General features: G+C 46.7%; 12 protein-coding genes. 2 read left to right on the forward strand and 10 right to left on the reverse strand.

The features are described 5' to 3' along the window. Positions 1–7: 7 nt before the first annotated feature. The 8 genes from yqeK to K3F53_RS13760 form a co-directional block, all read right to left on the reverse strand. Positions 8–592 carry a bis(5'-nucleosyl)-tetraphosphatase (symmetrical) YqeK gene (yqeK, locus tag K3F53_RS13725; protein WP_057898042.1) on the reverse strand — a complete coding sequence of 195 codons (585 nt, stop codon included), beginning with the start codon at positions 590–592 and terminating at the stop codon, positions 8–10. Further along, complete coding sequence (locus K3F53_RS13730; RefSeq protein WP_057898041.1) at positions 582–1,181, reverse strand: nicotinate-nucleotide adenylyltransferase; 600 nt, start codon at positions 1,179–1,181, stop codon at positions 582–584. Before K3F53_RS13730 ends, yqeK begins: the two co-directional genes overlap by 11 nt. After that, positions 1,165–1,458: a ribosome assembly RNA-binding protein YhbY gene (gene yhbY / locus K3F53_RS13735; RefSeq protein ID WP_057898040.1), complete on the reverse strand. Its 294-nt coding sequence runs from the start codon at positions 1,456–1,458 to the stop codon at positions 1,165–1,167. The genes K3F53_RS13730 and yhbY overlap by 17 nt, the downstream gene beginning before the upstream one ends. An 18-nt stretch (positions 1,459–1,476) precedes the next feature. Next, entirely contained in the window at positions 1,477–2,331 is an 855-nt protein-coding gene (gene aroE / locus K3F53_RS13740; RefSeq protein ID WP_057898039.1) for a shikimate dehydrogenase, read from the reverse strand. A gap of 98 nt (positions 2,332–2,429) precedes the next feature. Then, positions 2,430–3,536 carry a ribosome biogenesis GTPase YqeH gene (yqeH, locus tag K3F53_RS13745; protein ID WP_220559049.1) on the reverse strand — a complete coding sequence of 369 codons (1,107 nt, stop codon included), beginning with the start codon at positions 3,534–3,536 and terminating at the stop codon, positions 2,430–2,432. Further along, positions 3,529–4,056, reverse strand: coding sequence for a YqeG family HAD IIIA-type phosphatase (locus K3F53_RS13750; RefSeq protein WP_057898037.1), 528 nt, complete (start codon positions 4,054–4,056; stop codon positions 3,529–3,531). The genes yqeH and K3F53_RS13750 overlap by 8 nt, the downstream gene beginning before the upstream one ends. Positions 4,057–4,440: 384 nt before the next feature. Beyond that, a complete protein-coding gene (locus K3F53_RS13755) occupies positions 4,441–5,778 on the reverse strand; it encodes an S-layer homology domain-containing protein (RefSeq protein WP_057898036.1) in 1,338 nt (445 codons plus the stop codon). A gap of 69 nt (positions 5,779–5,847) precedes the next feature. After that, complete coding sequence (locus tag K3F53_RS13760) at positions 5,848–7,275, reverse strand: nicotinate phosphoribosyltransferase (RefSeq protein ID WP_057898035.1); 1,428 nt, start codon at positions 7,273–7,275, stop codon at positions 5,848–5,850. A 97-nt stretch (positions 7,276–7,372) separates the two neighbouring features. Here K3F53_RS13760 and K3F53_RS13765 point away from each other — a divergent pair, with 97 nt between their 5' ends. Together K3F53_RS13765 and K3F53_RS13770 are read left to right on the forward strand one after the other, a co-directional pair. Further along, positions 7,373–9,052, forward strand: coding sequence for a sensor histidine kinase (locus K3F53_RS13765; RefSeq protein WP_057898034.1), 1,680 nt, complete (start codon positions 7,373–7,375; stop codon positions 9,050–9,052). Continuing rightward, a complete protein-coding gene (locus K3F53_RS13770; protein ID WP_057898033.1) occupies positions 9,042–9,848 on the forward strand; it encodes a LytR/AlgR family response regulator transcription factor in 807 nt (268 codons plus the stop codon). Before K3F53_RS13765 ends, K3F53_RS13770 begins: the two co-directional genes overlap by 11 nt. 37 nt (positions 9,849–9,885) lie before the next feature. Here the strand turns inward: K3F53_RS13770 and K3F53_RS13775 are convergent, their stop codons facing one another. Continuing rightward, a complete protein-coding gene (locus K3F53_RS13775) occupies positions 9,886–10,830 on the reverse strand; it encodes a transporter substrate-binding domain-containing protein (RefSeq protein WP_246615640.1) in 945 nt (314 codons plus the stop codon). 102 nt (positions 10,831–10,932) lie between these two features. After that, positions 10,933–12,897 carry a methyl-accepting chemotaxis protein gene (locus K3F53_RS13780; protein WP_220559050.1) on the reverse strand — a complete coding sequence of 655 codons (1,965 nt, stop codon included), beginning with the start codon at positions 12,895–12,897 and terminating at the stop codon, positions 10,933–10,935. Between the last annotated feature and the right edge of the window lie 31 nt (positions 12,898–12,928).

Below are 12,928 nucleotides of genomic sequence, written 5' to 3' on the forward strand. Positions count from 1 at the left end.
GTCGCTTTTATTCCTCCTGTTTATTGTTCTTTTTCGACTTTATTAAGGAGTTGCGGGCCAGAACGGTGAGAGGATATATTCTTTTTTCACGGTTTACGAGGAATGCGATGGTGCCGCCCAAAGCTTTGGCAAGCGCCCGATCCAAGTCCTCTTCCGCCACTTGGCGCAATTCCTCCACGCCGGGGAATTGACGACCCGGTTCTATATAATCGGCCAGACAAACGACTTTTTCGAGCAACGTCATATTCTCGCGGCCGGAAGTATGATAACGGATTGCGTTTAGTATTTCTTCATCTTCGATACCAAGGTCACGACGCACCGCTTCCGCTCCGACATGCGCGTGCCATAATTCCTTATCATGTTCCAGCAAATCTTTCGGAATATGCGGCGTTGTCTCGATAATTTTCCGCATGTTTTCTTCTGACCAAAACTTGCAATAATCATGAAGAATAGCAGCCGTCTCCGCCTTTGTCTTATCCGCGCCATACTTCTCAGCGAGACGCACCGCAGTTTCCATGACACCCAGCGTATGTTCATAGCGATGTTTTGTCATTTGTCCCCGCACAGCTTCCAGCAATTGTTCACGCTTCATATAATCGTTTCTCCTCTATATACAATCTTACCGCCTCCGGCACAAGATACCGGATTGACTTTCCATCCGCCGCTTTTTGGCGGATCATAGTTGATGAAACATCCAGCTGCGGCATTCTCACCTGAATAACATCTTGCATATATTTGTTGTCCATTATATAGCCGGGTCTAGCAAGCACCACAAATTTCACCATCGTAATGAGCTCTTCTATTTTGTACCATTTTGGCAAATGTTTAGCCATATCTCCACCAATGATAAAGTAAAATTCTGTGTCCGGGTGTCGTTCTTTCAGCAGACGTACTGTATGATAAGTATATGAAGGCTGTGAACATTCCATCTCCAGTTCCACCGTGCTTAGTGAAAAGTACGGATTGTCCGCAATGGCGAGTTCGACCATCGCTACACGGTGTTTGTCTTCGGTAATCGGGTTCCCTAACTTATGCGGCGGAAGGCGGGCTGGCATAAACCATACTTCATCCAATCCGAGCGCATCCCGTGCCTGTTCCGCTACAATTAGATGAACAGCATGAATCGGGTCGAAGGTTCCGCCGTAAATGGCAACTTTCTTCCGCTTATTTCGGAAGTTCAATGGTTTTTCGTTCCTTTGACTCTTTATATAATACAATTGTATTTCCGATAATCTGCACAATTTCCGCGCCGCTACCGGCAGCAATCTCCTCAGCCACCTCATGCTTGTCCTCACCGCAATTGTTCAGCACGGAAATCTTCAGCAATTCGCGCACTTCCAGCGTATCTTCGACCTGCTTGATTAAGTTTTCATTGACACCGCCCTTCCCTACCTGAAAAATCGGGTCTAAATGATGAGCCAACGAACGCAAATACCGTTTTTGCTTTCCTGTTAACATAACGTTCCTCCTTTTCTCCTACTGTCCACGCAACGCATCCATAACCACTTCGCGCATCACGTTTACGGGAGCCGGCCGTCCCGTCCAATATTCAAAGCTTAAAGCGCCCTGGTAGATGAACATCCCTACCCCGCAATGAACGCGCGCACCCTTCGCTTTCGCATCACGCAACAAGCGCGTTTCCATTGGATTATAAATCAAATCGCTAACCGTAAGCCCGCCGTGCAGCGTTTCCGCCGGGAGAGGGCTCGCTTCCGTTTTTGGATGCATGCCGATTGACGTTGTTTGGATGAGCAACGTGCTAGTTGCAAGCGCCTCTGCAACCTTATTCAGCGGCAGGGCACAAACGGTCGCCTGTGGCACAGCCTGCTTCATATGAGCGGCGAGCTGTTCAGCTTTCTCCACCGTACGGTTCGCAATTACAAGTGAGGGAAGCCCGGCCTTCAGCAGAGCTATGGCTACGCCACGCGCTGCTCCTCCTGCTCCCAGCAGCACGGCAGATTGCGATGCTAAATCAATGCCCGTCTCTTCTGTAAGCGATCGGACATAGCCCCGTCCATCCGTATTATAACCGACAAGTTTGCCTCCTTCATTGACAATCGTATTGACCGCACCGATTATCTTCGCTTCTTCGTCTACTTCATCCAAGTAATCCATGACAGTTACCTTATACGGAATGGTTACATTCACACCGCGCATGCCAAGCGCTCGAACGGCCTGAACGGCCTCCTGCACCCGACTTGGATCAATGTCGAACGCGGCGTACCGGTAATTTAAGCCACACGCTTCAAACGCGCGATTATGCATAAGCGGCGACAACGAATGCCCCACCGGATGACCGAACAGCCCTGTTAATATCGTTTGGCTATCCATATGTTTGCTTCTCTCCTTAACTATCTTTTCCTATTTCTCATCTTATCTCACGGTTCACGTACAAAAAACCCCCTGAAGAACAGGGGTAATCAAAGCGCTTATATTAAAGACGGACGCAGGCTGGCCGCGACGCCTTTCGGCACATGCACCACAACGTTCGCACCTTTACCGTGCAAAGCCACCCATCCTAAACCTGAAACAACGACATCATACTTACCAGGCGGAACTTTAAACATGAATTTTTCCCACACCATTTCTCCGGCCGCTTCTTTGCCCGGCGGCGACAGCAATTCGCCTTTATGCTTTTCATACAATTCATCGGCGTTGGACAGTTTTGTTCGGTGAATGTTCAGATGGTTAGATACATAAACCACAAACGGTTGATGCTCACCTTTGACAAAATCGATACGGGCGAGCCCGCCAATAAATAACGACTGCTCCGCGTTTAGCTGGTACACTTTCGGCTTAATTGGCTTGTCCGGCATCACCAGTTTCAATTCTTGCGGCGCCACTTTATGTACCAGCTGCTCCCGATTTACAATTCCCGGCGTATCGTACAAAGACGATTGCTCGTCAAGCGGGATTTCAATTACATCGAGCGTCGTGCCCGGAAATTGGGAGGTTGTGATGTCCATTTCCGACTCGCCGAATTGCTTAAGCAGGTAGTTAATCAATGAAGATTTGCCAACGTTAGTCACACCGACAACATAAATATCACGCCCTTGACGATGTTCATTCATCGCCGCAACTAGACGGTCAATTCCTTCACCTTTGCGCGCGCTCACTAGCACGACATCTACCGGTTTCAGACCGAGATCAGCAGCCGATTTGCGCATCCAATTCACAAGGCGGTTGCGATTCACATTTTTGGGAAGAAGGTCAATCTTGTTACCAACTAGAAGAATCGGATTGCCTCCCACAAAACGCGGCAGGCCCCTAAGCCAGCTGCCATTAAAATCAAAAATATCCACTACCTGTACCACAAGCGATTCCGTGTCGCCAATGCTGTTAAGAATACGCACGAAATCATCGTCGCCCAGCGTGACGGTGGACGCTTCGTTATAATGCTTAATCCGGAAGCAGCGCTGGCAGATTACTGTCTCTTTTTCCAGCGCCTGTGGCGGGGTATACCCCACTTTGTTTTTATCTTCCGTCTGAATGGCTACACCACAACCAGCGCAATATATCTTCTCTTGCTTATCCATTTGAATCCTCCCAAGGAATTTTGCCACGTTTCCGCATCCAATTGAGGGCGATCTTTTCCAGCTTCCGATTAAAGCGAGTCATAAAACCGTCGGTCTGTGCGACCGGCACGACAAGAATCGTGTAAAAACCCATCCGCTTTCCGCCCAACACATCAGTAAACAGCTGATCGCCGATGACCACAGTCTCATTTACGGACAATCCCATCTCACGTGTCGCCCTGCGGAAGGCGGCGGATGTTGGCTTCTTCGCCTGATGAATAAACGGAACCCCGAGCGGCTCTGCTACTTTAGATACCCGGGTTTTTTTGTTGTTCGATACGATGACAACTGAAAATCCCTGCTCTTTTAGCTCTTTCATCCATTTCACAAGTTCGGGGGTTGCATCAGGACGATTCCACTCAATCAGCGTATTGTCCAAATCTGTAATAATTCCCTTGATGCCGCGTTTTTTTAATTCATTCAAATCAATGTCATACACGGATTCCACATGCAGATCCGGCAATAATAATGGGTAGAGCATGCAACCACTCCATACTTTTTATCCATAATAAAAGTATCTAAATTTAAGAATAGTGTTTGTATAAATCCGGCATTTACTATACCATATCTATCCTCATTCTGTCACGCAAGGCATAAAATAAGAAAAAGCATACGTTACTTTATCACTATAAAGCAACATATACTCTTATACAATATGAACTCCCCCCACTTCCTGTCGATTGAAGTGGGAGTTTCTGAACGATCCTCCTCAGCAGAACAGGCGAGCATTTGTGTTGAAATCCTTCTTTTGCTTAAAGGAAAAAGAAGCGCGATTCATCCTCTACCTACGCCAGGGGCGTGGAGGAAGGGGACTTCTCGCGTATCATGTTAAAAACGCCCTCTTGGAAGAGAGCGTTTCTCATTCTTATTTTTTATCTGCTTGGGAAGCCGAAATCCCTTCTAAAGCGGCTGGCAATTCTTTCGCCTTTTTAGCCTCTTCTGGAAGTTGAACTTTTAGATTATCGTTATAATCACTGTATTTCATATCCTGCGTCATGATCATTCGCTTGAACGGCATATCTTCAATGTTATCTTTGTATGTGACAGCTGTTTGGGTTTGTATACGCTTGACCAGTTTGGTCGCAGGATCGAGTTCCATTACGCCCTGCATGTAAATCGATCCGATCACGCCTTCCGCTTCCTTAAGCGTATCGGTCATTCCCTGCATTCCGTTCATCATGGAAGTCAAATCTGACAATTTGTCGATGCGTCCCTGGAACGCGATCTTTCCCTCTCCCAGATCGCGGTAAAATAATTTCTTTTCCAGTTGCGGCGGAATACCAGACATCTGCTCCACCATTGCTTTCATATCTATGGGGAAGCCGTTTTTCATCTTGACCCAACCGGACGAATGTTCCATGCCTCCGGACAGATTATCCGGCATTTTCATATACATATCCTTACCGAGAATATACTGTTCGAACGCCATGTGGTCCATGCCTTCCTTTTCAAGCGCTGCCGGTGCTTTCATGCTCGTTTGGATGTACATTTTATCCGGCACTTCAAACGTGCTTTTTATATTCATCGATACGCCTTGCAGCATCTCTTTACGTGTTTCTTCAGGCAAGGAAGCAAGCGTCTTCTCATTTCCTTCCATACTAAACGCCACTGTTCCTTCCATGCGGAATGAACGAACATCACGCTGCGCTTTCTGACTTTCTTCCAGCAACTTCTTTGTGCTGTCTGAAGTGGAAAGCATTTGCTGAATTAGCGCTTCTGCTACCTGCTTCGTCAACGGGCGTTCCAGATTGTCCCACTTATAATCAAAGTTGACCGCCGCGAGCCATGATGCCGTGTTATGCGCCCAGTGTGAAGAAGGCAGCGGCGACTTTACGCCTGGCACCTCCTGCTCCGGAATGCCGAGCGCACGACTGAGCATCGCGATTGCCTCTCCCTCTTTTAATACTTGTTTCGGATAAACCATACCATCATCATATCCGCTCAAAACACCGTTCGCCTGAAGCTTGCTTACAATACGAGCAAGTTCGCTGTCACGCTCTACATCCTTGTATGAATACTGCGCCTCTGCTTCCGGCAAATCAATCGCCCGCGCAAGCATTACAAAGAACTCACCGCGTGTCATTTGCTCCGTCTGTGCTTGCATTGTGGTTACCGGTTCAGCTGCTAACACATTTACGGCAGGCACGCCTGTAAGCATCGTCAGACTTAATAACCCGGTCACTGCTATATTACGCTTCTTCATTCCAATTCCTCCTCGAAATTGTTCTTACACCTTTACATACGAAAAAAAGTTGGAAAAAGTTTCAACATTTTATCCGCGTTCCTGATGAATTAACGTTTGCTTTAAATCCCACAGTCTCTGGCTCAAATCTACATGGTATTCATGCGGATTGACAAGCCGCCTGATTTCCGGCGAAAACCGGGCTAGCTGCTTACGAACATAGGCACGAATTTCTTCCAGTGCGGGCGGATCATATAGCCTTCGCCCTCTCTCAATGACCGGATATAACAGTGACTCCGTTCGATAATTGCGCAGTGTTTTTCGTTTGTGCGGGAACAAAGGATGGAAAATTGTAATTTCATCCTGCGGAATCTCTTCTTTCGCAAGCGCGATTAAGTCAGCCAGCGGCTTGTCCGTCGCCCGATCATAAAAACGAATTACCTTTTTATAACCCGGATTCGTAATCTTCGTGGGATTCTCGGAAATCTTCAGTCTCGGTTCCCACTCTCCGTTTTTTTCCACCGCGGCCAGCTTATAGACGCCACCGAGCGCCGGACAATCATACGAAGTAATAAGATTAGTGCCTACACCCCAAATATTGATTTTGGCCTCCTGACTTTTTAAGTCTTGAATCAACCGTTCATCCAAATCACTTGAGGCGACGATCGCCACATCTGTAAGCCCCGCTTCATCCAGCATGCGGCGGGCCTCTTTTGAAAGATAAGCTAAATCTCCGGAATCTAGGCGAATCCCCAACAATTTTTTGCCCTTTTCTCTCATAGCTAGGCCGATCTTGATAGCATGCGGAATCCCCATTTCCAGCGTGTCATACGTGTCCACCAACAGTACTGTCTCATCTGGAAACGCTTCACTGTAAGCCGTAAACGCGTCCAATTCGTGTTCAAACAACTGCACAAAGCTGTGCGCGTGCGTGCCGCGTACCGGGATGCCGAAATCCCGGCCAGCAATTATGTTCGATGTTGCGTGCACTCCGCCGATATAGGCAGCTCGCGCCCCATAATACCCTGCCTCCGCACCCTGCGCCCGACGCAGGCCAAATTCCAGTACGGTGTCGCCTTTTGCCGCTTCAACAATGCGGGCAGCTTTGGTAGCGATAAGCGTCTGATGGTTAATAATTGTTAACATTGTCGTTTCGATTAACTGTGCTTCGCCAATCGGGGCCTCGACCCGTAAGAGCGGCTCTCCTGGAAACACTACAGTTCCTTCTTTCATAGCGGCGATGTTTCCGGTAAAGCGAAAGTTTCTCAACTTCTCTAAAAACGTATCCTCATACGAATAGACGCTTCGCAAATACGCGATATCTTCTTCCGTAAACCGAATATTTTCAATATAGTCAAGCACCTGTTCCAAACCGGCGAAAATCGCATACCCATTTCCACCCGGCGGCTTGCGGAAAAATACGTCAAACACCGCCCGCCGGCCATCCAAGTTTTTCTTATGATAAGCATACATCATATTAATCTGATATAGATCAGTGCTCATCGTCAGGTTGTTCATTTGTTCATCTCCTCGCATCCTCTTTTTCCCAGAATTGACGGAACTTCTGCGGATGATATACTTTGAAATAACAACCGATACGCAAGGAGGCTTCTCCATGTCGTCCATCCATCCACTGCTTATCGATTTGGCCGAGCGCACCGCGACGCTTATTGTACTCGCGTTTTTTCTCTCCCGGTTTCGTTTCTTCCGCCGGGTGCTTCGGCGCACGGACGGACCACGTGACAAAATAATTACAACTATAATATGTACACTCATTGGTATTTACGGAACGTATGCCGCAATTCCCATCGAAGGGGCGCTGGCAAATTCACGCGTGATCGGCCCGGTTATGGCCGGGCTCCTGGGCGGGCCGATCGTCGGTACCGCTGCCGGTTTTCTCGCAGGCTTACACCGCTACTTTCTCGGAGGTTTTACCGATTTGGCCTGCGCCGTCTCCACCACCGTCGAAGGGGCGCTGGCAGGGCTGGTGTACATGCGTTATCATCACCGCTCCATACATTGGAAGATGGCCTGGGTCGTCGGCTTTATCGCGGAAGGGATTCAAATGCTCTTAATTCTTGGGATTGCCCGTCCGTTCGCGGATGCGCTCCACCTTGTCGAAATTATTGCATTACCAATGATGCTAGTCAATGCCTCAGGTATCGCGCTGTTCGTTATGATTGTTCAAACTGCAAAAGCGGAAGAAGAAAAAATCGGCTCTATGCAGGCACAGCGGGCGTTGCAAATCGCTGACATTACGCTGCCGATTCTACGCCAGGGACTCAATGAAACGTCCGCCGAAAAAACGGCTCGCGTGATTTACAATATGACAGAAGCTGCGGCAGTCGCCATTACCGATAGAGAAAAAATTCTCGCTCATATCGGCGCCGGAGATAAGCATCACCAGCGCGGTACCCCTTTGCAAACCGAAGCAACGCTGAAAGCGATCCATACGCAGCAGTTGCTTTGGGCCAAAAACAAAACAGAAATCGGTTGCAGCAGCATCGATTGTCCGCTCCATTCCGCGATTATTGTTCCGCTTCGGAAAAAGGACACGGTGGTGGGCACGCTCAAGCTATATTTTAAAAAACAGCACGAAGTATCCGTCGTCGACTGGGAATTGGCGCGCGGACTTGCGCAATTATTCTCCACTCAGCTTGAAATCGCCGATTTGGAAAAGCAGGCGGCGCTGCTGGCCGATGCGGAAATCCGCGCCTTGCACGCCCAGATTAATCCGCATTTTCTATTCAATGCCTTAAACACAATCTCATCGTTTATCCGTACAAAACCGGAAACTGCCCGCCGTCTAATCGTAAACCTGGCGGAATTTTTCCGGCGCAATCTGCACCAAGGCGACCGGATAATTACCGTAGAAGAAGAGATAAAACATGTAGAAGCCTATTTGGAAATCGAAAAAGCCCGCTTCGGAGACAAACTCCAGATTGTAACCGAGATTCAACCCGAAGCCTGGAAGCAACGCATTCCGGGTCTTATCTTACAACCGATTGTGGAAAATGCCGTTAAGCATGGCCTGCTGCCGAAAAAGGCAGGCGGTACCATCCTTATACGCATCGGAAAAGAAAACAACGCGCTGGTCATTCAGGTTATCGACGATGGTGTCGGCTTTGCCGCGTCGACCGAGTCCCGACCATTCTCCGGCATCGGTCTGCAAAATGTACGCGGCCGCCTGCAATCTCTATACGGCAATCCTTATGATCTGACCATCGAAGCCAATCCTGGAGGCGGCACTGTTTGTACCATTACAATCCCTTGGAAAGAAAGGAATGTATCTTAAATTTATGATACGGGTAATCATTGTGGATGATGAGGCGCCAGCCCGCTCCGAGCTACGTTATTTGTTGGAACAATACGATGACATTGAAGTCATCGAGGAGGCGGCAAGCGGTGAAGAAGCAATTGAACTGATTCAGCGCCAGAAGCCTGATGTTGTATTTCTCGATATTTATCTTCATGATATCGAAGGCATTAAAATTCCGGAAATGATAGAGGGGGAAGAACACAGGCCACATATCGTATACGCCACTGCCTATGACTCGTATGCGCTGCAAGCCTTCGAGACCGAAGCGGCGGACTATATTTTGAAACCGTTTAATGAAGAACGGCTGAAAAAAACGATGACCCGCCTACGCAAAAGAATACAGGAAAAAAAGGCCCAGCCTGCTTCTTTCCCTGCCATCGAACATACGCTTCGCCAAATTATTGAGACGATTCAACCCATGGCAAAATCGTTCTCTTCTTTTTCTCGGATTCCCGTAGAAAAAGCAACAAGCGTAGCGTTTGTCGATATTCATGACATTGTGTACGCGGCAGCGGAAGGCAGGAATTGCCGAATTTTTACAAAAAATGAAGATTATATAACCTCATTCTCCCTTCAGGAACTAGAAAAAAAGCTGCCTGAAGACCGCTTCTATCGCATTCATCGCACCTATCTTGTGAACCTAAGCTGCATTGTCGAATTTATTCCCTGGTTTAAAGGCACCGTTCAGATAAAAGTCGGGGACAAGAATGAAACCGTACTGCCTGTTAGCCGTTCTCTTGTCAAAGATTTAAAAATGCGGCTCGGATTTTAACATCGTAAAAACCCGTTCTTGTGAACGGGCTTTCCATTTACTCAATCCATTTTTTCTTTAGTTTCTCAAATTCTCCTTTTAACTCCATTTCTTCCATCCATAACTCAATCCAATTGCTGAAAACCGTATCCCCGCGGTGCATCATAAAACCTTTCTCATCAATTGTGAACGGCTTATCACTTAACGCCGCGTATAAACGCGGATCTTGTTTAGCATACAGCATCGCTTCAATATTATCAGTAATCATAACATCAAATTTTCCTTCCGCAACAAGATGAGGAATATCGAGATTATTTTCTACAACAGTCACATTTGCTTTCGGAAGGTATGCTCTGACAAACTTTTCATTTGTGCCCCCCGGATTAACGCCGATTCTCACTTCAGGTTTGTTAATATCCTCAATGCTCTTGAACTTCTCCTTATCTTCCTTACGAATCAAAGGCGCTTTTCCAAATTGAATATAGCCTTGAGATAAATGGGCTTTCTTTTGGCGTTCAACATTACGGGTGATGCCCCCAACCGCGATGTCGAACTTATCCGCTAACAAGTCATCCATTAGCGTCGGCCAAGAAGTTTTTACGAACTGTACTTCAACTCCTAAATCTTTAGCGAGCATTTTCGCGGCATCAATATCATATCCTTCAAACTGTTGTGTTTTAGGATTAAAATATGTAAAAGGCTTATAATCTCCCGTCGTTCCTACGCGAATATACCCTCTTTTTAAAATCGTATCAAGCCGGGATTCGATCGAAACCGTTTTGTCTTTTTCATCAATCGTAACATTACGTCCAAGCGCTTTGGCAACGTCCTGCGCCGATACAAAAACATTGCCGTTAACCAGCTGGCTATTTACTTTTTTCCCGTCTATGATTACACTTTCCTCATTGTATGCCTGTGCCTGAGGAAGCGCAATAAAACCGCCCCCAACAAGCAAAGTAGCAGCCAACAATCCCTTTCCTATCATACTGTACAGTTTTTTCATAAGATGCACATCCTTTTCTTACATAAAAATAAATTTATTTGATAGCTGTTGATGCTCCCTATCATTTACCATGTGAAGGAAATCATCAACAGCTACGTTTATTTATAGTTTAAATTTATGTATCGCTCCTCGAAGATCCCGCACCACACTCTCAAGCGACTTAAGCGAGTCAGAAATTTTCTCCATAGAAGCGATTTGCTCTTCGGTAGCGGATGCAACACTACTCGAATGAGAAGCAGAGTTTTGCGCGATATTGGCCATTTCCTGAATGGAAGCATTTATTTCTTCTGAACTTGCAGACATTTGCTCTGATGCCGCAGAAATCTCCTCGATATACCCCGCCATCCCCTGAGACGATTGGTAAATATGCTGAAAGCCGTTTTTCACTTCTTCAATCAGCGCAATTCCTTCCTGAACATTTTTCTCGCTAGCTCCCATCTCGCCGACAGCATGGGCAATATCCTGTTGAATTTCTTCAATCAATACCGCAATTTGTCTTGCCGACTCATCCGATTGCTCCGCCAGCTTTCTAACTTCGTCAGCGACTACGGCAAATCCTTTTCCATGTTCCCCGGCACGTGCCGCTTCAATAGCTGCGTTTAGCGCCAGCAGATTAATTTGTGAGGCAAGAGTTGAAATGGTATCCAGAATCTGACCAATTTCCTGAGAGCGTCCTTCCAGACGCTGAACGGAAGAAGAGACTCTTACCGTTCCTGCGCTAATTTTGTTCATTTGTTGTACAGCTTTCTCAATCATGCTATTCCCCTGTTCCGCTTCTTTTGCAGCCTCAAGCGAAGAGGAAGCAACCATGGATGTCATACTGGCAATTTGCTGAATACCGGACGCCATCTCCTCCATTGCTTTTGCTGTCTCCTGCGAACTGTTCACTTGTGTTTGCGCTCCTGCAGCTACCGTCTGAATCGAAGCCCCGATCATATTTGCCGCTTTTGTTGTTTGCGTGACGCTGGCGGCCAATTCTTCCGTAAATGAAAGCACGCGTTGCGATGTAGCAGAAACGCCTTGTGTTAACTCTTTTAAGTTGGCTACCGTCCGATTGAAATCGTCCGCTAGGCGCGCAATTTCATCCCGGCCGCTAATATTCACGTGACGGGTTAAATCACCTGTCGCAACGATCCTTACGGCCTCATTCAGCTGCGAAATGGGGCTCACTACATTGCGCGCAATAAAATAAGTAATGACGATACCAACTAGAATTGCAAGAAATCCTAGTTGAAGCAGGATAAATGCAAGCTGTCTTACCGGCGCATACAGTTCTTTCGTCGGGGCTCCAATAACCACTCCCCATCTATCCTTCGTGGCCGCATACGCTCCAAACTTTTCCTGCCCATTAAACATATAGCTCACAATGCCGTGCTTTCCGCTTTTGATATCCGCAAAAACTTTCTGCATTTCAGGAATAGGGGACGCTGAAATATTATCTTTAAAAATTTTATTTTTATCAGGATGCCAAACCGTTGTACCTTTAGCACTAACTAAAAATGCATATCCTGTCTTTCCAAACTTTTCATTAGCAACATATTCCTGTACCTTCTTAATAGAAATTGTGCCTCCGAAATATCCGATTTGCTTCCCCCCCTTCATAATTGGGACAATGATGGTGACAATGTTGTTTCCTGTTCTCTTTGAAACAACAGGCTCTGACACAACAATCTTTCCTTCTCCTTTTCCGGCTTCCCTAAAATGGGCGCGGTCGGAAACGTCTGTTATATCCCCTTTATGATTAATGACATGTCTGGAACTCAGATCGTATGTAAAAAACAGTGTTTCAAAATCAGGGAACTTTTTATTTGCTTTTTGAATGAATGCCAAATCGGTTTGATTATTTTCAGAAGTTAATTTTGCTAATGATACAAGAACTGCCTTTTTTTCTTCAAAGAAGCGATCCAGTTTCCCGGCTAAATTGGCAGCTTGGATTTCTGCTGCATTTTCTAGTTGTTTGCTTAACATAGCCGATGATTTCCAATAGCTCGCAAACGATACAACCACAAGACTTACAACAAGCAAAAGGGAATTTAATAGCAGCAACTTGCTTTTTAGACTTCTCACTCTCTCTTCCTCCTCGTACGCTACAGCGCAT

Source organism: Aneurinibacillus thermoaerophilus (assembly GCF_019603355.1).
GTDB lineage: Bacteria > Bacillota > Bacilli > Aneurinibacillales > Aneurinibacillaceae > Aneurinibacillus > Aneurinibacillus thermoaerophilus.